The following is a 22,796-nucleotide window of genomic DNA, read 5'->3' as shown; positions in this document are numbered from 1 at the left end:
TCTTTTTTTAAAAATTCCAGCCCATGGTCTAGTCCACTTCGGAAAAGGCCTATGCCATACTAAAGTGAACATAAATAGGCAGCAACCGAGGATACACAACAGTGAGCAATACAAAAGATAGTAAAGTCAAAAGACCACCATTAGAAAAATGGTATCCCTACGTCTTATTTGTCTTCATTGGTTACTGCGTGGCAGACATCGCAATCCTTTCCTATCGGGATCTTCTACTGCCAGCCGGCGCACCTCCGGCCCGTCCGCCAAAAAATCTAAATCTAACCTCAGCTCCGCGAGGAAATTATAATACGATCACCAACCGCAATCTTTTTGCCCTCGACGGCGTCATTCCAGAACAACTCCGCGCAGAAGGACAAGGAAGTGAGAAAAAGGATTTACCACCGGTTCCTTCATCACTTCCGCTAAACTTGGTGGGCACGATGGTGCACTCGAACCCGACAAAATCTATTGCTGCCATAGAGCTTAAAAGTAAAAACATGGTCATCTCAGTTGTTGTTGGACGTGAAATCGAAAACATGGCCACCATAGAGTCCATCGAACGTCACAAAGTAATCTTCCGCAATCTCAATAGCGGCAACCTCGAATATATCGAAATGAAACGCGACGGAAAAGTGGCTTTCGGACTTTCAGGAGCTGCTACCGCCGGAAAAGAAGTTCTTAAAATGGGCGATAACAATTTCACCCTTAAAAGAGCTGACGTCCTCAAATACACGAACGATTTACCGTCTGTTTTAATGCAAGCCCGAGCAGTCCCCAACCGCGTTCCTGGAACCGGAGAAATCAACGGCTTCCGTCTTTTGGATATGCAGCCGGGTTCAATTTACGAACAACTTGGCCTTCAAAGAATGGACGTCATTCAAAACGTCAATGGCACTTCCGTAGACTCTCCAGCTAAGGCGATGGAACTCTACAATGCCCTTAAGCAAGAAACAAAAATAACTATTCAAATTGAACGCAACGGCAAGAAGGAAACTCTGAATTACAACATTCAGTAGTTTCTTGATTATTCAGGAGGAATTGAAATGAAATCCCGCAAAAAAAAGAGCCTAAGCCTAGGATTGGCTTCTCTCATGACCGCGCAAATTGCCGTTGCCCAAACGGATGATTTTCCACCACCGCCTCCCCCAATGCCAGATTTTGGAATGGAAGAAGGTGATGGTTTCAATGCGCCTCCTCCGCCTCCTCCACCAGATTTTGGCTCTAGCTCATCGGGTTTTAGCAATACTTCACCAAGTGGTGGCGGGACAGGTTTTGGCGCAAAAAGCGGCACATCTTCTTCGGTTCTTAGTAAAGCTCAACAACAAAAATTTGCTAAATCGGGACCCGAAGATATCAACTCACAAAACTTCCCCGAGACTATCGAGTCCTTCGATTTTCCAAATGTGGAAATCACCGAACTTGCAAAAGCCATTGGCGAACTGACAGGAAAAAACTTTATCGTCGATCCTGGTGTTCGCGGCAAGATTTCAATCATTGCACCCTCTAAAATCACGGTAGCCGAAGCCTACAATGCCTTTTTATCGGCCCTTGCTATTAATGGTTTTACCGTTGTGCCCTCTGGAGCATTCTGGAAAATCAAATCAGCTCGAAATGCTCAACGGGATAGTATTGAAACTTATTCAGGCGCCTATTATCCAAACTCGGATCAAATGATCACACGGATCATTCACTTAAAACATATTTCCGCAGAGCAAGTAAACCGAGACCTGCGAATTCTACCATCTAAAGATGGCGAGATGAGCGTTTATTCACCAACAAATTCGATCATCCTATCGGACTACGGTTCGAACATTGATCGCGTGATGAAAATTATCAATCAATTAGATGTTCCAGGATTTGAAGAACAACTTGAAGTCATCCCTATTAAGTACGCTAAAGCAAAAGATCTTTCCGAGCTTGTTAGTAAAATCGTAAACAAAGGCGACAACAGCTCTGGCAATCGAAGCGGCGCTGGGACATTCTCTGCTGGCGTTCCCCGTTTTTCCCGTAGCACTTCTGCTTCGGGACAACAGGGAAGCTCTTACTTTATGGCAATTCCCGACGATCGCACCAATTCAATTATCGCTATTGGCAATAAACCTGGAATAGCTCGAATCAAAAAATTGATTGCCCAACTGGATTTCAGAATCCCTCTTGAAGAATCCGGTGGCGTCTTCGTGTATTACGTTAAACACGGTGAAGCCGAAAAAATTTCCCAAACTTTAAGCGGTGTCGCAAAAGACGCTGCGCCAAAACCTTCAAGCTCGGGAACTGGCAGCCTTCTGTCGCCATTTGGCCCCTCTGGGCAAATGCAGGCTTCTCAGGCTGTATTTGGCGGGGACGTTAAAATTGTTGCCGACAAAAATACAAACAGCTTAGTCATCACGGCGAGCAAACAAGATTATGATGTTGTTCTAAATCTACTTTCTAGAATCGATATTCCTCGTGATCAGGTATTTGTTGAGGCAATTCTAATGGAAATGTCAGCCAACGACGCCAATGACTACTCTGCTGGATACTATAAGTACGGAGAATCCGGCTACGGTAAGGTCGGCTTCAACGGGGGCGTCAACCTTAACGACATGCTTTCGCCAACAGCTGGAGCTGGTGCGATTCTTGGATTTGCTGATAATAAAGTGGTAGAAGTTACCGATCCAACATCTGGAAAAGCAGTTAAAATTCCAAACCTGATTGGCTTCATCAATTTTGTAAAAACCGTGAAAAAAGCCAATATCTTATCTACCCCACAAGTGACAGCATTGGATAACGAAGAAGCGGAAATTGAAGTGGGTGATAAGGTGGCAACAGGTACAACTGCGAGCCAAGCAGCTACCGGTCAAACCACGTTTACCCCAACTTTTGAAGACGCAACCATCAAAATGACAATCAAACCTTTTATTAGCAAAGAGTCTGATGCTGTTCGGATGGAAATCAAACAAAGCGTAAAACAACTTTCAAACGTGCCAGTTCCTAAGGCTCTTAAAGACACAACTCAACCTCTGGCAACCCGCTCTATTAAAACTAATATTGTCGTAAGAAATGGCGACACGGCGGTTCTGGGTGGTCTAATTAAAGAACAAGAAACCGAAAGTGTCTCGAAAGTTCCTTTATTGGGCGACATCCCCGTCATCGGATGGCTATTCAAATCAAAGGGAACCATCAAAGAGAAAGTAAATATGCTCGTATTCTTGACCCCAAGAATCATCCGTAATCCTGCAGATTCAAATGGAATCATTGGAAAAAAACTGGACGAGCGTTTAGACTTTATTAAGTCCAACGGCGGACGCGATCCTTATGGAAAGCGCATGGAAGCTATCTCGAAAAAAGCGGGCCTTCTTCCAAACGACGACAATAAAAACGAGTAACTCTAAAACCGAAGGTTTAAGGGAATAAACGAGTGGCAAATTTAGATATTCAAACCGTCCTTTCAAAAGCAACTTCTTTGAGCGAAGATCAACTTCGCTCAATTTTGAACAACACCTCTATGGTCCGCCCTGTTTCAGTTGCTGAAGCCCTTTCAGCAAAAGACTACTCGTCGGCCGAAGAACTTGTTGGCGACCTTTGTAAAGAGCTTGGACTTGAATTCATTCGCGACATCCCTGTTGCTGATATATCAGCAGACCTTGTTCGCGATTTGCCGATCAACTATGCAAAACAAAATGCAGTTCTCCCCTACAAGGACGAACCAGATGCTTTGACGGTTTTGACTTCAAATCCCCTAAATCTAAAAGCCCTGGACGACATGAAGGTGCTTTTTGGTAAAAAAATTCGTCCGCTGGTCACCACTTCCGCAAAAATTCAAGATGCCATCAATCGGGTCTATGAAAAATCAACATCGAACCTTTCTGGATTGGATGAAATCGACGACGAAGATTATGATTTGGACGACCCTATCGTTGATCTTCTTGAGGCCGACGAGGACGATGCGCCGGTTATCAAACTGGTTAACTCGTTACTATTCCGCGCCGTTAAAGAAAAAGCATCAGATATCCACATCGAATGTTTTGAAAAAGAAATGTCAGTCCGTTTTCGAATCGATGGGGTGCTGTTCGACGTCTATAAACCACCTAAAAAGCTTCAGAATGCCATCACCTCTCGTATCAAAGTTATGGCAAACTTAAACATCGCAGAAAAACGACTTCCTCAGGATGGACGTATTCCACTTAAGGTGGGGGGAAAAGATATTGATATCCGTCTATCCACTGTTCCCAGCGTCTTTGGCGAGCGGCTGGTTATGCGTCTACAAAACAAATCGAATGTTGTTCTAGAGCTAGAACAAATGGGTTTTTCTGCAGATAATCTTGAAAAAATGGATGACCTGTTAAGTCGATCTTACGGCATCGTTTTAGTTACTGGCCCAACTGGATCGGGTAAATCAACAACACTTTATGGCTGTCTTTCCAAAATCAACAAACCTGATGTCAACATTTTAACCGTCGAAGATCCCGTTGAACAACGAATTCATGGCATCGGACAGGTACAAACAAACGCAAAGATTGGACTCACTTTCGCGGCCGGACTGCGCTCGTTCCTTCGTCAAGATCCCGATGTTATCATGGTCGGAGAAATCCGGGACTTAGAAACGGCCGAACTTGCCATCCAGGCCTCGTTGACCGGTCACTTAGTTTTAAGCACTCTTCACACCAACGATGCGGCGGGGGCCTTTCCCCGTCTTTTGGATTTTGGTGTCGAGCCTTTTCTAATTGCAACTTCCGTTTTAGGCGTAGTCGCACAACGACTTGTGCGAGTGCTTTGCCCGCACTGCAAAGCTCCTCACACGCCCTCTGATTTTGAAATGGGCTTGTTAGGTATATCTAAAGAACAAGCGGCTCGTGCCAATATTTGCCGTCCGATGGGATGTGAGCACTGCAATCAAAAAGGCTACACGGGACGAACAAACATCCAAGAGCTTTTAACTGTTAACGACGATATTCGCTCACTCATTCTTCGCCGAGCAGACGGTAATACAATTAAGAAAACCGCGATTGCTCAAGGACTTAAAACTTTCCGGGATCACGGCGTTCAAAAAGTCCTTGCAGGTATCACGTCGATAGAAGAACTTTTATCAAATACTCAATTGGATATTTAATATATGCCTATTTATGAATACAAAGGCCTTACCCGAGATGGACGCAATGTTAAAGGAGTGATCGACGCAGAAAACCTGCGCGCTGCTCGCATGCGTTTAAAAAAGGATAATGTCTTTGTTGTTGATATTAAGGATAAGAAAAAAGGCAGCGCCAAAAAATCTGAAAAAGGCCCTCGCCGAACAAAACCCGTTTCCGTACAAGAAATGTCCTTGATGACAAGGCAGTTAGCTACATTAATCAAAGCAAACATTCCGTTGGTTGACGCCTTGATGGCCGTATCTGAACAGGTCGAAAACCCTACCCTTTCCGAAGTGATCGCTGATTGCAAGAATATGGTCAACGAGGGAAGTACATTTGCTAAGGCGCTGGGTAAATATCCTGATATCTTTTCCACAATCTATATTTGTATGGTCGAGGCCGGTGAGTTGTCGGGAGCCCTCGATATCATCTTACTTCGACTTGCCGAATTCTTGGAGGCCCAGGCAGAGCTTCGCTCGAAAGTCAAAAGTGCAATGACTTATCCCATAATTATGCTTGTTGTAACGACCGCACTTATGGGTTTCCTATTTACATTTTTAATTCCAAAAATGACGGCTATCTTCGAATCCAATCCTCAATTGGTATTACCCTGGTACACCGTCATCCTGATTGATTTATCCCAATTCATGGTAAACTACTGGTATATCCCCACAGGTATTACATTAATCGGCTACGTAATATTTAGAAATTGGAAGTCCACAGAAGCTGGCGCGGAGCAATGGGATGGCATTTCTTTGAAATTGCCAATTGCTGGTCCGGTCGTGCAAATGGTTGCGGTCTCTCGCTTCACGCGAACTTTAGCAACTTTGTTAAACGGCGGCGTGCCGATGCTTGCAGCCTTAGATATTGTTCGTAATGTCGTCGACAATCGCGTCATTGCAAAAGCAATCGATGAAGCCCGACTAAATATCTCTGAAGGTGAATCCATCGCAGGACCTCTTAAGAAATCAGGGCAATTCCCCCCGATCGTGATTCACATGGTCAATATTGGTGAAAAAACAGGCGAACTGGAAAATATGCTCATGCAAGTGTCGGATGCTTATGACTTCCAAGTAAAAAACAAACTTGATGGACTCACTGGACTTATGGGGCCTGTCGTCACCGTTATTATGGGTATGGCTATCGCAGCAATTGTGTTTGCGGTCATGGTACCGATGTTTGAAATGACAAACCTTGCAGGTTGAGATAAATTCAAAGACGTCATTAAAAAGCAGAGACAAGGAGTTATTATGTTTCGCTCTATAAAAAATCGTCGCGGTATGACCTTGATTGAAATCATGATCGTACTTGCAATTCTAGGATCTATCATGGCGTTGTTACTTCCACGTGTAACTGGTGGGCTTGATAAATCAAAAGTACGTGAAGTGAAAATTGGTATGGGTCAACTTATGAACTCAATCAATATGTATTACACAGATTGCGGCAAATACCCCGCTTCTTTAGACGGTTTAACAAAGCAAGACGCTGCTTGCTCAAACTGGGGCCCAGAACCCTACGCTAAAGAAAGTCAGTTACGTGATCCATGGGGCAATCCTTATATCTACGAACTTGATGGTCAGACATTCACTATCATCAGTCATGGAAAAGACGGTCGTGAGGGTGGATCTGGCTACAATGCGGATATTTCTTCTGAAGAGCTAGAAAAGTAATTCATGCTTGTAAACAAGAGGGGCTTCACTCTAATCGAGATTTTGATCGTCCTTGCAATTCTTGCAGGCATCATCACTCTAGGCGCCCCTCGATTAATCCCAAAGCAAGGCACCATGAAAAGCGTCGCCCGCAAACTCATGGTGCTCTCCAAAGAGACTCGCAACCGAGCGCGACTTGTGAACTCAACCTACCGCATTGCCTTCAAAATCGAAGATAAAAGCTCGTCATTTTGGGTGGAGCGAGCTTCGGGTGCGAAATTAATCGACCCTAACGAAGAAGCCGAAAAAGAAAAAAACGAAGATCCGGAAACTAAAAAACCCCCCGTCTTCCAGCCGGATCAGTCTGTAATCAAAGAAACTAGCCTCCCCAGCGACCTGCGCTTTTCACACATCGAAACAATAAATATGAAGACCCCAATCACCGCCGGAATGGCCTATATTTACTATTCTCCAGAGGGCTTCGTTGAGGCTTCAGTTATTCAAATCACTAACGCAAAAAATCAAACTTGGACACTTGTCATAAACCCTTTAACAGGGCAGGCTGATATAGTGGAGGAAGCAAGATCTCTCAAAGATTTGCAACGCTAATGAATAAAACCCTGAAAAACAAATTCGGTTTTACTTTGCTAGAAACTCTTTTAGCGATGATCATCCTTTCAACGGGCATCCTGTTGTTATCTAATGCATGGAGCGGCTCCTTCATGCGTATCCGCAAAACTCAATTGAACTCGGAAGTCACTGCTCTATTAGAGCGAAAAATGGTCGAGGTCGAAGCCGAGTATCGCGACAAACCCCTGGAATCAATTCCTGAAGAAAAAAGTGATGACTTCGGCAGCGACTACCCCCAGTACTCTTGGAAACTTGAATCACAAGAGTTCAAAGTCCCAGATCTTTCAGCCAGCTTGACGGCAAAAGATGGCGGAGCCAATGAAATGATGATCAATATCATACGTCAGCTATCTGAACATCTTTCAAAGAGCATCAAAGAAGTCCGGGTCACTATTATTCATAAAAATAAAAACGGTAAGAATCTTCAATTCTCGGCAACTCGATACTTCGTTGATTTTAACAAAGAAATCCCAATGCCCGGCCTTCCCGCCTCGGCTGTTGGAGGGCCGTAATGCGAAGTTCCCCCCAAAAAAACGATGGATTTACTCTCATAGAAGTTCTTATTACGCTCGCGATTCTTAGTGCACTCACGCTGCTGACCGCCCAAAGCGTACAACAAGCCATAAAAAATAAGCTTAAAATTCAAGATCAAATGGATGACGTTTCCCGGATGCGAGATGCTTTAAAGCTACTAGAGCGCGATATCAATTTAGCTTATCACTATAATGATATCGAGCTAGAGATGAATACGTTGATTGAAAAATACAAAAAGCCACAACAAGCTCCAGGTTCTACCGCTTTACCCACGCCCCCGGCACCAGTGAACCCTTATGCGGCACCCAAGGCACCGCGCATGGACCCATCGACTCACTTCATGGGTGAAAATGAAAAAATCAATTTTGCGACAATGAACAACGCCCGCACTGTACGAAACTCGCGACAGGCTGATTTTATTGAAGTCGGATACGAACTGAAAGACTGTAAAAGCCTCAGTAACGATCGCGCTTCAAGTAAATGTCTATGGCGTAGAAGCACCCCTTACGTTGACGACGACGTTACTCGGGGCGGCCAAGAAGTCGTTCTTTTGGAAAATATTTCGGAGTTTAAATTACGCTATCTCGGCAAAGGCAAGCAAGACTGGGTGAATGACTGGAAAAGCGGAAAAGGCGCAGACGGCACAACCAAAGATCGCTTCCCAGACGCTGTGGAAATTTCTTTAACCCTTGAAAAGGAAGTTAAAGGCAAATCAAAAAAGTACTCAATGCAGATAGTGGCTCCCCTGCACTTTCCTAACAATATCGAAAAATCGTCAGGTGGCACGTCCACAACTCCACCAAGTGGCATCCCAAATTCACTAGGGGGTGGTTTTGGAAATTAAAAATATTTTACGTAATCAATGGGAAAAAGAAAAGGCGGCCTGGCATCGCCTTCGTCGCTTTAGCTGGTGGCACAAACCTTTAAAAAATGCCTCGGGAATCGCTATGATGATTGCGATTGCGGCACTCATGCTCATCATGTGGCTAGCAATGGAGCTTTCGTACGAATCTAACGTAGAATACACCGTTAACTCCCAGAATCTTAATCGCATTAAGGCCTACTATGCCGCAAAATCCGGACTAGATGTAGCACTGCTTAGAATTAAAATTTTCCAAAAAATATCGTCTCAGTTTGGGGAGCAGTTAGGTTCAAATTCGGCAATGCTTGACGAAATTTGGCGCTTCCCGTTTGCTTGGCCATTACCAATTCCCGACGAACTCAATGCCGTCGATAAAGACACGATGAAGTCCACTGTCAAAGATGCCTTTATGGATGCGGCATTCATGACCACGATCGAGGATGAAGGCTCCAAAATTGACTTGAACGATCTAGCTTCTAAATCCAAAGTCATCCGCCAAAATGCCAAAAAGCAGTTAATGAATATTTTCGAAACTCAACGAAAGCAAGACGAAGAGTTTGATCGAAAGTACGGGGCCACCAACTTTGAAGCTTTGATTAATCAAATTTCTGATTTCATCAGTGAAAACGTTGAAAGCGCTGGCGGCGGAGATAAAAAATCGGCCTTTGCCGAAATCAATTCCGAAGCCCAATCCGAAATGTTCCCACCGAACCGCGCCTTTCGCAGCTTAGCCGAGCTTCGTTTTATCCCCTTGATGACCGATGATTTGTACGAACTCTTAGAACCAAGAATTACGATTTATGGAATGAAGGGCATCAATCCCAATTTAGCACCCAAAGAAGTTATTCTCTCTTTAGATCCTGGACTTACATCGGAAGTCGTCGACGAGCTGATCAAGCGTCGCACAGATCAAAATTTGGGAGGACCTTATCAAAACGCGGAAGACTTTTGGAATTATGCACAAACAAAAGGTGCACGCATCGAAGGAGATGTTTCGCAAATTCCGTTAGTTTTTGACGCCATCACGAACTTTAAAATTCGTTCAAGCGGAGAGTTCGCAGGCGCGGCTCGCGAAATCACGGCCATCGTTATGGATATCGATCGCATCGCCATAAAAGTAGCAGAGCAAGTTAAAAAAGAAGAAAAGGAAGCCCAGCAAGGCTCGGGATCTTCAGGGTTTTCGGGTTCCTCGGACTCATTCGGGGCAAGACCCACTAGTCCCGCCAAACAATCCCAAAGCCAAAAACGAAAACCCACCATTCCCAAAGGCCCTCCCAGAATTGTCTGGTGGAACGAAAAATAATCAGAGGCCGGACTCTTGTCTGGCCTTTTTTATTTCCATGCACCGTTCTTGGCTTTTCCCAATATAAATTGGATACTTAGTTAAGTTCAGGAGGAACCAAATCCATGAAGTCCGTTGGTATCGATATAGGTTCACATTCTATCAAAGTCGTGGAATTAAACAGTGGCTCTAAAGGACTGAATGTCTCGGCATTTTATCAGCACAAGTTCAGCCAAAATGCGCAGGCTGACCACAATATCGAAGCTATCGAATTTTTGCGCGAACTGGTTGGACGCTACGACAATAGTTCTACTAAATTCTGCATTGCGCTTCGCTCGGACCGCGTAGCACTTCGTTCTAAATTCTTTCCCTTTAACGAACGTATAAAGATTCTAAAATCACTCCCTTTCGAGCTAGAAGAAGACATTCCTTTTTCGACAGACAACGCAATCTTTGATGCTAAAATAATTAAGTTTGTTGGAGCCGGAGCAGAAACAATTGCCTGCGCGGCCCCTAAACATCATATACAAAATGCCCTTCAATTAGCTTCAGATTGTGGTTTTTCTCCGGGAATTTTATCAGAAGAAGGCATTGCCCTAGCAAATCTTACCGAGGGCTGGGGGGAAATTCCAACCATCGCTGCTGCTCCTCACTCATTAATTGGTGAAGTTGAAGAAAAGCCTGCAAAAAATATTCGCCTTGTTTTAAATATGGGCCATCAGCGCACAATCGTAACTGCTTATGACGGCCAACAATTGATTGCTGTTCGGTCGATTCTTTGGGGTGGAAAAAATATCGTCGATGCTGTTGCAAAAAAGTATTCAATCCCTCATATCGAAGCCGCTCGTGAAGTTGAAAATAAAGCCTTCATTCTTACCACCAAACAAGGTGCTTCATTCGATCAAGTTAGTTTTTCAGATACCATCTCGTCTTCAGTGCGCGAAATGGTTCGTGATCTTCAGTTAACCCTACTGGAATTAAAAGCAGAGCACAATGCAACGATTGTCGAAGCTCAAATCACAGGCGGAGCTTCTCAAGTTATCAACCTGGGTGCATTCTTAACTCAGATGCTTGAAATCCCAGTAAACAAACTCGAAACTTTATCACGCTTTCCAAACTCCTTCGTTGAAAAGAATGCCATGAATGAGGCCTTCATGGGTATCGCTCTCGGGTTGGCTTTAGAGGGCATAAAAAAACCACGCAATCCGGCTCTTAATTTTTTACGTGGCGAGTTCGCAATCGAAAATCATAATTTTAAAAACTTCATGGATCGCTGGACGCCATCGTTGAAGGTTTTAGGTGGCGTGATTGTCGTTCTGTTTGCGTACACTTTGCTTCGTGAATCCGTGGCGCTAAGCCTTGCCGATCGCACCACAGATGCCCTGAAGGACCAAGCTAAACAAAGCGCCGGCCTCAAGGGAAAAAAGGCCAACGAAGCTGCCATCAAAAAATTTATTAAAGAAAAAAAGAGAATCGCCACTGAACTAAGAAATCTTGAGGGCCTTACCTCAATGAACTCGGCAATGGATATTTTAAATAAAATTTCCACAGCTGCACCAGCTAAAGGGGCCATTAATTTGGAGGTAAAGAACTTAGCTATCGAGGACTCTCGAGTCTTTATTGAAGGCTATGTTAAATCCCCTAAAGAGATGACATTGCTACAACAGGCTTTAACCAATCTTTCAGTATCTGGAAAAGTTACCAATCAAAAATCTAGCCTTGGCGCAATGACGGACCGAACTGCTTTTGCATTTGGCTTCGAAGTCGACCGTGAAATCACTAAAAAGAATCAATAAGCAGAGGGCGAATTATGAATTTTGAAGACTTAAAAGATCGCATTCAAACAGAGAGCCGCCAAATTCTGGACAAGGTTCAAGAAAGTTCGACCTACAACAGATTGATGGACCGCTACGAGAACATGTCGCCATCAATGCAAAAAATCACCTTGATCGGTGGCATCAGCTTGATCGCATTGGTTGTTCTTTCATTTCCATATTCATATTACTCGACCTCACAAGAATATGAAGATGAATTCTTGGCCAAACGCCAAGTCATTCGTGATCTTCTAAAGACTGTGCGCGAGTCTCAATCAGTTCCAAATATCACCCCCGCCCCTAGCGTAGATCTTCTGCGAGGCATGGTAGAAACTCAGCTGACTAATGCCCAACTTTTACCCGAGCAAAAACTTGGGGTCAGTTCAGTTGAAACTGATTCTAAACTTATACCAGAAAGTCTTTCTAGCGGTGCCCTCGAGGTGAAACTAGCAAAGCTGAATCTAAAGCAGGTTGTCGATCTGGGCTATCAGCTTCAGAGTATCAACAGTAGCGTTAAACTAAAGGATGTCATTATCCAGGCCAACAAAAGTGATGGCCGCTACATGGATGTGACCTATAAACTCGTTGCTCTGGCAGTACCAGAAATGGCTCCTCCAGCTCCACCAGAAGAATCAAACTAGGACGAATAAACATGGATGCAATTCGAAACGCTATAGCAGGATTATTCAAGCACAAGTCCAAGTTCTTTATCATGATTCTGTCAGCTATAATCTTTGTAGCTCTGCTATTTCCCTTCGGAGACCTCGCAGACCTTATTTCTACTCAAGTTGCCAAACTTTCTGGTAATTCGGTTTTTTTAGCTCTTGAAAATATGAAGCTAAGCTTCTTTCCGACTCCAGGAATGAAGCTGGAGCGGGTCTTTGTCGAGACAAATAAAATCGCCGGCCTTTCAATTAAAGAGCTCACAATCACCCCGTCCGTCACCGGCATCGCCGCCCAAAAGCCTTATGGCCACATCAAAGCCAAAGGCCTTCTTGGTGGAGATTTAAATGTTCATGTTTCAAAGGGTGCGAAAACAGAAAATGGGCTAGAACGCCAACAAGTCGAGATCAAAGCGGATCGCATGAGCTTGCAAGACATTCGCAGTTTGGCGTCTCTTCCGATGGTTCTTAAAGGACAGTTAAATCTAGACAGCTCGATGCTCGTGGACATTAGTTTTCAAGAACAGCCAGAAGTTGATATCAAACTAAATATTCAGAAATTTGAAATGCCACCGTCGAATATCAACACCATGATGGGCCCTTTAACCTTACCAGATCTGAAATTAAGCAAAGTCGAACTAAAGGGGCGTCTGTCGGCAGGAAAATTTATTATTGAAAATGGCAGCCTTGGAGCCTCATCTGACGAGCTTTCGGGCAGCATCAAAGGTTCGATCGATTTGCGTATTCAAAATATGGGGGGCTCTCCGGCTCCGCAAATGGGCGCCTACAACCTAGAACTTGATTTAACTGCGAAGCCCGCTTTCCAAGAAAAAGCCGGTCTCTTTTTGGCTTTCATTAACACCTACAAACGTGATACTGCTGCAGGTGCAAACTATAAATTTAAAGTCAGCGCAGCCAGCACTCAAATGCCGCCAAGCATAAATGCTGTGCGATAATTCAATAAAAATCGAGACTCGGATGGGCTTTTTAAGCCCCTTCAATTAGTTTTAACATCAATTGTGCTTAAATTTGCAGCACCCCTTCTGGAGAGTTTCAGAGGGGGTTCTTCTTTATTGACAAGCCCCTGATAATGACAAAAAAAGATTATGTTAATTAATTATTGGAGGGAACATGTCTGGAGTAAATAAAGTCATCTTAATTGGTCGCCTAGGAAAAGATCCTGAAGTAAAGGCAATCGCAAACGGCCAGAATGTGGCTCGCCTAACTGTTGCTACAAGTGAAACTTGGGTTAAAGATGGTCAAAGACAAGAAAAGACCGAATGGCACAATATCACAGTTTGGGGCAAACTTGCTGAAATCTGCGGTAAGCACCTCTCAAAAGGTCGCCAGGTCTATATCGAAGGTAAATTGCAAACTCGCTCGTGGGAAGACCAAAACGGACAAAAACGTTATGCCACGGATATCGTAGCAAACACAGTTCAGTTTTTAGGAGCTTCTGGAGAGTCTACAACTCGCACTTCTTCGTCATCTAATGATGATTTCAACTTCCAAGATTTTGGGCCTGAGCCTAGTTTTAACTCAAACGACGAAATCCCGTTCTAATAAAAGCACGGCACCCTTTATAATAAGGGTGCCATGCTATTCAAAAAGCGAACTCTATCTTTTTTATTCCCCGGCCTGCTTTCAATCAACTTGATCAGTTGCGGACTCTATTCGTCGGAAGGTCGCAAGAAGTTTGAATCCGATACTCCTCAAAATGGCTCCCTTTCACTTTATCTTCGTGGCTGCCAAAGTCTTAATAGCCAGCAAATAATTTATCGTGATCTATCTTTAAATCCGTTAGTTCAATCGACAGACAGCTTACTGTATGCCGATGAAAATCTTGAACTTTGGCAACGACGTCTGACCTCTGAGCAAATCTTAATTCGCTCTAAAATCCAATATACCGACGTCGCATTTCAATTCTGTGACTACATCTTACCAAGTCAGGAAGTGAATCTGGATCAATTTATAAATGAACTTGTGAACTTTCAATTAAGTACACAAAACTCAAGGAAACCAAATGCACAAGATATCTAAGCATTTCACGTTCGCACTCCTTTTGACGTTTATAACGACCGCTTACGCAGAAGCCGCTACGGTCAAGCAAATCAAAGGAAGCAAAGTCCTGATTGATCTAGAGGGTGAAGATGCTGATATTGATCAAGAGTTCTACCTCATAGATAACCTCACCGGAAAAAAGAAAGCCTTAGTCGTTATCAAACAATTGAAAAACGGCAAAGCCGTTGCCGAAGTCAAAAAAGGAAATCCTGAACTTGAGCAGGGCCTCCTTCCCAAAGAAGCTCGATCTAAAAAAATATCGATGGATAATGAAGACAAAGACGAAACTCCCAAATCACAAAAAGGCTTTCAAAAGAAACTAGGATCCAGCTGGGGCGTCGTTGGTTCATATTTGATGGCTTCGATGAATGCCAAATACTCTGTTTCAGGATCTGCAGGCACCACCAACATGAAAGGCAGTAACTTCGGAATCGGAGGCTTTTACAACCAAGTTGTGACAGATAACTTAGCGCTAAATATCACGGGATCTTACGATATGTTTTCCGTGAAAGGATCAGCATCAGGACAGCTTTGTGATGGCAACACAGATCCAAATTGCAAAGTAAACATCAGCTACCTTTCATTCTATGGACAGCTTCGTTATTACATTAGTCAAAATCAATTTCGCCCATGGGTTGGCGGCGGCGGTGGTTTCTTGCTGAAAATGTCCTCAACAAGCAACGTAATCAAACCCCCATCTACAAATCAGGTCATTACAGCTGCCGGCGGCTTCGATTGGCAACTAAATCGAAAAAACTATATTCCTGTTTCACTCGAATATCATCTTTATCCACCGACCTCTACCGTGACAGCTAATATTTTAACTTTGAGGGCGGGTTACGCCTGGAACTTCTAGCTTGCCTTGAATTTTTTGGATAAGTCGTTGATTCAATCTTTCAACGACTTCAACCCGAGCCTTATTTAAATCAAAAGGATTCAAGTAATCCTCTTTCAACGATTCGACAATCGCCGCTTCCAACAAAAGTAAAAAACTTCTTTTTTGTTCGTCCGTTTGCATTTGCGGAATAATTGTCCCTAAATAATAACGAGTCATAGACAGGCTTGTATGCGGATCTTTTTCCGCCGCGATTGCGGCCGAGCTTGGCATACTAGAAAAATCTCGATGGCGATGACCGCCCCCTTCTTCCAAATAGATTGCCTGCTGCATGGCCTTTAAGTTTCCAGCATTGGCAAAGATCGCCACCACATCGGCATAAAGCTCGCTATAAGAAGGCATCAATGCCATCATAGACATAAACTCTTCGTTTGCACCGAGCTGCCCTCCGGCACGGCGAATGGCCATTGAACTTTGATTAGCGACTAAGTTATCGTAAGAAATCAGGGAAATATCCATTAAAGAGCTAAAGACCGAGCCCCACTCTACATCCAAGTGCTCTTTTATAGCCTCGTTCAAAATGGCATGACCATACTCATGAGCCAAAGCCGTTTGCAGGCCCTGAGTCGTGGCATAGGCCACCGAACCATCCTTCTGAGGAATTTCGAAGACTTTAGGCATCCAGATTAAAACGCCATTGTCGAAGCTGGCATTGGTCGATTTTTCCCGAATAACCAGAGACACCCTCGGCAATCTGGGAGTGAAGCCTTCAATTCGTTGTAAAATAGCTGTTGTCTCACGAGCAAAATCGCAGTCAGCTTGCATCCGAAGAAAGAGAACCTTCTCCAAAGCCTTCGTCGGTAGATCGCAATCACCCACGACGCTTTGCCCTAGTGTCGTCAACGGAAAGCTCATCAAAAGTCCTACTCCGAATAGCATATGCTTTATTGTGATTTTCACATCAGCCTCGTCTTTCAGGGACACTTCTTAGAGCCCTAAGGTCTATGCTATTCAAAGACCAGCGCCAAAACTGCTACCCTGATTAATACCGCAAACCGAATAATCAGATGCCACTTTTTGTCTGGATTTTTCGAAAAGTCTTACAAAGGAAATCCGCTCTGCCCGTAGTCACACAACTGTCTACATTTTTGACAAGCCTTTCCTTCCTACACGAACTTCTTAAAGCACCATCAGCCACCTCAAACATCTGATATATTTATCTGATCCCCGGCGAGGTTCTTATGATGCTTAAAAAATCGTTAAGTCTATTTCTGTCTGCATTGTTCTTCGTGCCAAATTTTGGTTTTGCTACCGAAGAAGAACTGACTGAATGGCAAAAAGAGCAGCGACAAAAAGCCATCATTGACGAGGCCTATAGAAATTCGAATCCTCTTTACAGATACACCCGCTCAAGCGATGGGCGCAATGCGCTTACCGATACAAGCACCGAGATTCTTCGCGCCAGAGTATTGGTCGTCGACACCCGCGATCAAAATCGATGCAAAGAAATCGAACGTCAAATACATAACTCGGGAGTGAAAGAAACCAGTAATTCAGAGGGATCTCTTTGTACGGCCTCTGCCAACCAATCCCCCTACAACTCTGTCACTATTTACGAAAAAGTGGACCGAGTTCAATACGAACGTGAACTAGATATCTCTAAGTTAACCAGTACCGAACGGAATGTTTTTACCGAAACACGCAACCTGACTATTGCAGCCGCGGGCTTTGCTGGGCTTCTTTTATTGATGCCTTCAAGCATCACCAAGTGGGATAAATCAAAGGATTCAGAAAGTGTCTTTGCAAAGTACAAAGACAATGTTCGCAATGGACCCGTCATGGATAAAGATGATTGGGCTGTGAACTATATCGGCCATCCTATTTCTGGGGCCGCTTACTACCAAGTTGCTCGGAATTTAGGGATGTCCAAAATGGAGTCTTTTGGATATTCAGTGATCATGTCTACATTCTTTTGGGAGTATGGCATCGAAGCTTTTGCGGAAAAACCATCGATTCAGGACCTATTTATTACTCCAATTTTAGGATCCCTGTTAGGTGAAGTTTTTTATCAGCTAGAGAAAAAAATCGAAAACCAAGGGGGCACCGTCATGGGCTCTCGGCGACTAGGTTCTTTCATTATGGTTTTACTAAACCCTGCTGGCAGTCTTTCGAATCAAATCAATCGCATGATGGGTTCTAAGGTCATTAAAGATTCGCGAATCTCAATTACAACACGAACCAAACGCTGCGATGGCGTGAGCCCACTAGAAGACCCCAGAACTTGTAACGACTCTGGAATCGGAATAAAGATTGAGTTTAAGTTCTAGTATTAGAATATTAGTAATTACTGAGTCACTCGGCTTACACCGATGATGCCTTTGATTTTTTGCAACTCAAAAATCGCATTGTTTAAATGGCTAGCATCTCGAACACTGACTTCGAAGTGGCAGACGGCTTTTTTATCTTTTGTCGTACGGATCTGCACCGATTGAATGTTGATCATCTGAACCGCAAAAACTTCTGACATTGACTTTAAAAGCCCGGGAATATCATGAGCGATAACTTTGACTTTAACCGTGCGCTCTTGCCCCGTTTCAGCCGTTTTAACGTTCCAAGCAACATCGACTTTTCTTTCCGAGTCGAATTCAAAAGCTTTACTACAATCAGATCGGTGAATCGTGATGCCGCGTCCGCGACTAATGAAACCGGTGATAGGATCACCCGGGATCGGATTGCAGCAGCGAGCATAGTGCACTAATACGTCATCCATCCCATCCACGCTAATCAACGAATTGCTCTTGCGGCTCTTTACGACCGCAGCTTTAGCAATTTTCTCCATGAAGCTGACATCATCAGACTTGGCTTCATTCTTCGCGACATTTTCAGGGACTAATTTCGTCACCAAGTGACGAGTCTCAAGCTTCCCGTATCCAATTTTGATATAAAGTTCATCCAAACCATGAACGCCTTCGGCTTTCACAAAGTCTTCGAACAGTTCGCCTTTAAGATATTTATTGGCTGCCATTCCAAACTTGCGGAACTCTTTTTCCACCAAGTCTTTACCCAAGGCAATTGCTCGTTTACGCTGCTCTTCTTTCACCCAAGCCCGAATTTTAGTGCGCGCCTTGTTGGTAACTGCAAACTTCAACCAGTCTTTAGATGGATTCTGCGTCTTCGAAGTGACAATCTCTACTGTATCGCCATTTTGAAGTTGATACTTAATCGGCACCATCTTGCCATTCACACGTGCGCCTACACATGTATGCCCTAGCTGGGTATGAACACTATAAGCAAAATCGATCGGCGTTGCTCCCTCTGGAAACTCTTTAACATCCCCATTCGGCGTAAAGACATAGATTTCAGTTTCAAAAAGATCCGTCTTGATAGTATCTAAAAACTCGTCTGCATTGCGAACCTGCTGATGCAAATTCACTAAATCTCGCAGCCAGTTGGCATCTTGCAAATCACTATCCACAACTTTACCGCGCTCTTTGTACTTCCAATGGGCGGCGATACCGCGCTCGGCAATTTGGTGCATGTCTTTTGTTCTAATTTGAATTTCAATGCGATCGCCACCAGGCCCCACAACGGTCGTGTGTAAAGACTGATAGTTGTTTGCCTTTGGCATTGCGATGAAGTCTTTAAAACGGCCCGGAATTGGTTTCCACAAAGAGTGAACCAATCCCAAGGCTGCGTAGCATTCTCCGACGGAACTCATGATCACCCGAAAAGCCAGAACATCGTGAATCTGTTCGTAATCAATATTCCGACTGGTCATCTTACGATAGATCGACCACAAGTGCTTAGCCCGGCCGTAAACCTCACCGCTAAAGTGCGCCTTTGATAGCTCTCGTTGAATCATGCTAATGACATCACCAATGTACCGATTCGTCTCAGTCTCGCTTTTACGAACCTTTTGCACCATTTCGTAGTACTTGTCTGGTCGGTAGTATCGAAAACAAAGATCTTCTAGCTCGATTTTCAAGGTGTTGATACCCATGCGTCCAGCCAAAGGACAATAGATTTCTAAAGTCTCTAAAGCAATTTTCTCTTGCTTCTCGAAGGGCATAAAATTAAGCGTTCGCATATTGTGCAAACGATCGGCAAGCTTAACTAAAATGACTCGCACATCCTTACCCATGGCAACGATCATTTTGCGAATATTCTCGCCCTGCTTTTCTAAGGAATTTCGAAATTTCATTTGAGAAATCTTAGTCACGCCGTCAACGAGCTGAGCTACGCTGTCACCGAACTCACGGCGAATGTCTTCAAGAGTTGCATGAGTGTCTTCCACCGTATCATGCAAAAGCCCTGTCGCAATGGTATCCAGATCCATGTTTAAATCTGCTAAAATACCTGCAACTGAAAGTGGATGCGAAAAATAAGGTTCGCCACTTCGACGAAACTGTCCTTCGTGTGCCGACTCCGAAAACTTATACGCTTTTTCGATAAATGCCAGATCCGCCGTTGGATGGTACTTCAAAATTCGATTCTGGAGGTCTTCCAAGGTGCGAACGGGCTGCAAGGATGTGTTTTCTTCGATGAACGGAGTCGCTGACATATAACTTCAGTCTATCGAAATAAAAAAAAAGACTCTAGCATATTGTCAGCTAGAGTCTTGCTTTCCCTCTGAAATCGAGGATTTTAGACCTTAGTTTTATTTATTCAGGTCTTTTTCAATTTCAGCAACCGCTGTTGTCAAATTAAGATGAGATTCGTAACCCACGTTCCCTAAAGCCACTTCACGAAGTGATTGAACAATATATTTATTGTTCTTGTGGGCAACAGTGGACTCGGCACCTTTCAAAAGCTGCTTCGCTCTTTTAGCAACCATCAAAACAAGAGCAAATCTATTCGGAACTTTTTCTAAGCAGTCTTCGACCGTTACGCGTGCCATTCGTGCCTCCAGTGGCGATAAAAATCAAATCTAGATAGGATTCGAGCTTCTGAAAATAGCGCTAAGCGAGTAATTTTTCAATGATTTTCTTGAATTCAGTAAAGGATGTCTCAAAATCGTCGTTTACGATCTGAAAATCGAACTTGTCTCGTTCTTTCATCTCTTTTTCGGCGTTGGCCATGCGGACTTCTAAGTCCGCAGGGGCGCCCCCGTCTCTTTTTGTCACTCTGCGTCTAAGCTCTTCAATCGAAGGCGGCAGAATAAATATCGTCTTGGCATCCGGAAACTTAGATTTGAAAGTTGCAGTCCCCTGAACGTCGATATCCATGATGACACATTTTCCACTCGCCCAAGCCGTTTCTAAAGAACGATAAGACGTTCCGTACATATTCGTATGAACTTTGGCCCATTCGACGAAAAAACCTTCTTCAATTTTTTTCTCGAAATCAGCCTTTTCAATAAAATGATAGGGATTGCCCTGAACCTCGCCCAATCTCATATTTCGAGTGGTATAGGTAATATTATCCACCAACCGAGATTCTTCTTGGCAAATACGACTCACAAAGCTGCTTTTTCCCGCCCCCGATGGAGCTGCGACGATAATTAGACGAGTCTTCATTCGATGTTCTGTACCTGTTCTCTCAATCTTTCGATGAGTGTTTTGGCTTCTACCACAGATTGCGTGATCTTGGCCACCTGTGATTTAGAACCTATCGTATTTACTTCACGCAACAATTCTTGAGTATAAAAATCCAATTTTTTACCTTCACCTGCAGAACCACCAAGTAAGTTTCTGTAATTTTTAATATGCTCTGACAGCCGAGTAAGCTCTTCATTAATATCTGCTCTTTCCAGTTGAATCACGATTTCCTGAGACAAACGTTGCTTGTCGATCTCTTCGCCGTTCAATCGAGCTCGAATCTTTGTTTCAAAACGCTCTTGAAGTTGCGCATTGGCCTCGGAGCGCAAAGAAGAAATACTTTTTATTTGTGATTCAAGATCCGTCAGCAACTTTTCTAAATCTCGGCGCAGGGCTTTGCCTTCACGAACTCTTTCAGCATCAACAGCTTTGACGGCCCCGGCAAACACTTTCTTTAAAAACTTATCTTCACCCTTAAATATTTCATGCACCTCTTCGGTTTCGATAACATCGGGCAAACGAGCAATAAACTCTAAATGAGGCTGCGAACTAATTTTTGTCTTCTTCGAGAGTTTTTGTAAAGCCACCAAATACTGAGCCGCTAGGTCTTCATTGACTTTCACTTTTGTGCGCGAAGATTTATTTTTCAAACGTCGGACGACAAAAATATCAACCGTTCCCCGCTTAACTTTTTCACCTAACAACTTCTTCAATTCATTTTCAAAAGGAACAAATTCCCGAGGCAAATGAAAGCGAGTTTCCAAAAAACGACCATTGACCGCACGAATGCTTACCTCAACTGAACTGTCTTTTGACTCTGCCTTAAAATTTCCATAACCAGTCATGCTTTTCATATGCGCTCATCCTCTCATTTTCGCAGAAATTCCTCAATGAGTTTGCCGACAGGACCAGGACCCTGAGCCCCCTCAAACCAGTGAATTTCAGCGTCCCGCTGAAACCACGTGCGCTGCCTTTTCGCCAATTGATGAGTGTGAATCACAATTTGCTCTAAGAGCCATTCTTTAGTCCTGTTATGCTCTAAAAAATCCAGAGTTTCGACATAGCCAACACTTTGCAATGGCGCCCAACCCATTAATCCACGATCTACCAACTGCTGCACCTCTTCAATCAAGCCCGCCTTCAGCATTTTTTGAACTCGGACCTCAATTCGTTGACGAAGAACATCGCGATTCCAGCTTGGCCCGACCTTCATCAACGGAAATGGGAATGGCTTTTTATTTTTTTCGAAATCCTGCCTCAGCGAAGTCAGGTTCAGTTGAGAAGTCTCTGCAGAAGCTTTAATTGTTCTTAACAACTCGACAGCCCTCGATATTCGATATCGATCCTGTGGTTTAATTTTTGCCGCAGCCTCTGCATCAAGCTGCAAAAGCTCTTCATAAAGCTTTTGCGCTCCATCGGGCATCTCCATTTCGGCCTCTACAGCCTGGCGAACTGCCACAGGCACTTCAGGCGTTTGATGCATTCCTTTTTCAATGGCCTGGAAATAAAAACCAGTACCACCCACAACAAAAACCGGAGTTTCATCCCCGTGTTTACTTTTGATTTCATTGAGTGCCTGAAAGAAGTGATCATGATAGATACCCGCAGTCATAACATCCGGCGCGCTCACATAGTCATAAAGAAAATGCGGACACAAAGATCGCTCTTGCAAAGAAGGCTTTGCACTTCCAATATCTAAGTCCTTATAAATTTGCACGCTATCACAATTGACAATCACCCCCTGAAAACGACGAGCCCAATCAAGAGCCACATCCGATTTTCCTGAGGCTGTGGTGCCAACAACAAAAACAACTTTCATCAAAAAATC

General features: G+C 43.9%; 22 protein-coding genes. 16 read left to right on the top strand and 6 right to left on the bottom strand.

From position 1 onward, the window contains the following. Window positions 1-101 precede the first annotated feature (101 nt). From AC04MN_RS11970 to AC04MN_RS11900, 15 genes are all read left to right on the top strand, one after another. Window positions 102-1,010 carry a PDZ domain-containing protein gene (locus AC04MN_RS11970; RefSeq protein ID WP_475383435.1) on the top strand — a complete coding sequence of 303 codons (909 nt, stop codon included), beginning with the start codon at window positions 102-104 and terminating at the stop codon, window positions 1,008-1,010. A gap of 27 nt (window positions 1,011-1,037) precedes the next feature. Then, entirely contained in the window at window positions 1,038-3,359 is a 2,322-nt protein-coding gene (gene gspD / locus AC04MN_RS11965) for a type II secretion system secretin GspD (RefSeq protein WP_475383434.1), read from the top strand. 32 nt (window positions 3,360-3,391) lie between these two features. Then, the gene (gene gspE / locus AC04MN_RS11960) at window positions 3,392-5,083 is read left to right on the top strand and encodes a type II secretion system ATPase GspE (protein ID WP_475383433.1); all 1,692 of its coding nucleotides are present in this window, start codon (window positions 3,392-3,394) and stop codon (window positions 5,081-5,083) included. A gap of 3 nt (window positions 5,084-5,086) precedes the next feature. Beyond that, window positions 5,087-6,307, top strand: a complete 1,221-nt coding sequence (locus AC04MN_RS11955) for a type II secretion system F family protein (protein ID WP_475383432.1) — start codon at window positions 5,087-5,089, stop codon at window positions 6,305-6,307. A gap of 45 nt (window positions 6,308-6,352) precedes the next feature. Next, the gene (gspG, locus tag AC04MN_RS11950) at window positions 6,353-6,772 is read left to right on the top strand and encodes a type II secretion system major pseudopilin GspG (RefSeq protein ID WP_475383431.1); all 420 of its coding nucleotides are present in this window, start codon (window positions 6,353-6,355) and stop codon (window positions 6,770-6,772) included. A gap of 3 nt (window positions 6,773-6,775) precedes the next feature. Then, complete coding sequence (locus AC04MN_RS11945) at window positions 6,776-7,360, top strand: pilus assembly FimT family protein (protein WP_475383430.1); 585 nt, start codon at window positions 6,776-6,778, stop codon at window positions 7,358-7,360. Beyond that, window positions 7,360-7,893, top strand: coding sequence for a type II secretion system protein (locus AC04MN_RS11940; protein ID WP_475383429.1), 534 nt, complete (start codon window positions 7,360-7,362; stop codon window positions 7,891-7,893). Before AC04MN_RS11945 ends, AC04MN_RS11940 begins: the two co-directional genes overlap by 1 nt. Further along, entirely contained in the window at window positions 7,893-8,759 is an 867-nt protein-coding gene (locus AC04MN_RS11935) for a type II secretion system protein GspJ (protein WP_475383428.1), read from the top strand. The genes AC04MN_RS11940 and AC04MN_RS11935 overlap by 1 nt, the downstream gene beginning before the upstream one ends. After that, the gene (locus AC04MN_RS11930; protein WP_475383427.1) at window positions 8,749-10,080 is read left to right on the top strand and encodes a type II secretion system minor pseudopilin; all 1,332 of its coding nucleotides are present in this window, start codon (window positions 8,749-8,751) and stop codon (window positions 10,078-10,080) included. The genes AC04MN_RS11935 and AC04MN_RS11930 overlap by 11 nt, the downstream gene beginning before the upstream one ends. 104 nt (window positions 10,081-10,184) lie before the next feature. Then, a complete protein-coding gene (pilM, locus tag AC04MN_RS11925; protein ID WP_475383426.1) occupies window positions 10,185-11,855 on the top strand; it encodes a pilus assembly protein PilM in 1,671 nt (556 codons plus the stop codon). Window positions 11,856-11,869: 14 nt separating this feature from the next. Then, window positions 11,870-12,514 carry a hypothetical protein gene (locus tag AC04MN_RS11920; protein ID WP_475383425.1) on the top strand — a complete coding sequence of 215 codons (645 nt, stop codon included), beginning with the start codon at window positions 11,870-11,872 and terminating at the stop codon, window positions 12,512-12,514. Window positions 12,515-12,525: 11 nt separating this feature from the next. Further along, window positions 12,526-13,491, top strand: coding sequence for a type II secretion system protein GspN (gene gspN / locus AC04MN_RS11915; protein WP_475383424.1), 966 nt, complete (start codon window positions 12,526-12,528; stop codon window positions 13,489-13,491). 175 nt (window positions 13,492-13,666) lie between these two features. Beyond that, window positions 13,667-14,098: a single-stranded DNA-binding protein gene (locus tag AC04MN_RS11910; protein ID WP_475383423.1), complete on the top strand. Its 432-nt coding sequence runs from the start codon at window positions 13,667-13,669 to the stop codon at window positions 14,096-14,098. 33 nt (window positions 14,099-14,131) lie between these two features. Beyond that, window positions 14,132-14,575 carry a hypothetical protein gene (locus AC04MN_RS11905; RefSeq protein ID WP_475383422.1) on the top strand — a complete coding sequence of 148 codons (444 nt, stop codon included), beginning with the start codon at window positions 14,132-14,134 and terminating at the stop codon, window positions 14,573-14,575. After that, window positions 14,559-15,452: a hypothetical protein gene (locus AC04MN_RS11900; RefSeq protein WP_475383421.1), complete on the top strand. Its 894-nt coding sequence runs from the start codon at window positions 14,559-14,561 to the stop codon at window positions 15,450-15,452. Before AC04MN_RS11905 ends, AC04MN_RS11900 begins: the two co-directional genes overlap by 17 nt. Here the strand turns inward: AC04MN_RS11900 and AC04MN_RS11895 are convergent. Then, complete coding sequence (locus tag AC04MN_RS11895; RefSeq protein ID WP_475383420.1) at window positions 15,417-16,391, bottom strand: hypothetical protein; 975 nt, start codon at window positions 16,389-16,391, stop codon at window positions 15,417-15,419. The genes AC04MN_RS11900 and AC04MN_RS11895 overlap by 36 nt on opposite strands. A gap of 281 nt (window positions 16,392-16,672) precedes the next feature. Here AC04MN_RS11895 and AC04MN_RS11890 point away from each other — a divergent pair, with 281 nt between their 5' ends. Then, complete coding sequence (locus AC04MN_RS11890) at window positions 16,673-17,758, top strand: DUF3943 domain-containing protein (RefSeq protein ID WP_475383419.1); 1,086 nt, start codon at window positions 16,673-16,675, stop codon at window positions 17,756-17,758. 17 nt (window positions 17,759-17,775) lie between these two features. Here the strand turns inward: AC04MN_RS11890 and AC04MN_RS11885 are convergent, their stop codons facing one another. From AC04MN_RS11885 to miaA, 5 genes are all read right to left on the bottom strand, one after another. Further along, complete coding sequence (locus AC04MN_RS11885) at window positions 17,776-19,992, bottom strand: RelA/SpoT family protein (RefSeq protein ID WP_475383418.1); 2,217 nt, start codon at window positions 19,990-19,992, stop codon at window positions 17,776-17,778. Window positions 19,993-20,088: 96 nt separating this feature from the next. Continuing rightward, on the bottom strand, window positions 20,089-20,328 hold the full coding sequence (gene rpoZ, locus AC04MN_RS11880) for a DNA-directed RNA polymerase subunit omega (protein WP_475383417.1): 240 nt from the start codon (window positions 20,326-20,328) through the stop codon (window positions 20,089-20,091). Between the two features lie 61 nt (window positions 20,329-20,389). Then, window positions 20,390-20,947 carry a guanylate kinase gene (gmk, locus tag AC04MN_RS11875; protein ID WP_475383416.1) on the bottom strand — a complete coding sequence of 186 codons (558 nt, stop codon included), beginning with the start codon at window positions 20,945-20,947 and terminating at the stop codon, window positions 20,390-20,392. Further along, window positions 20,944-21,822 carry a YicC/YloC family endoribonuclease gene (locus AC04MN_RS11870; RefSeq protein ID WP_475383415.1) on the bottom strand — a complete coding sequence of 293 codons (879 nt, stop codon included), beginning with the start codon at window positions 21,820-21,822 and terminating at the stop codon, window positions 20,944-20,946. The genes gmk and AC04MN_RS11870 overlap by 4 nt, the downstream gene beginning before the upstream one ends. A 14-nt stretch (window positions 21,823-21,836) precedes the next feature. Beyond that, entirely contained in the window at window positions 21,837-22,787 is a 951-nt protein-coding gene (gene miaA, locus AC04MN_RS11865) for a tRNA (adenosine(37)-N6)-dimethylallyltransferase MiaA (protein WP_475383414.1), read from the bottom strand. Window positions 22,788-22,796 lie beyond the last annotated feature (9 nt).

Source organism: Bdellovibrio sp. ZFWA1, assembly GCF_056175665.1.
This window is presented reverse-complemented; position numbering and strand designations above follow the sequence as displayed.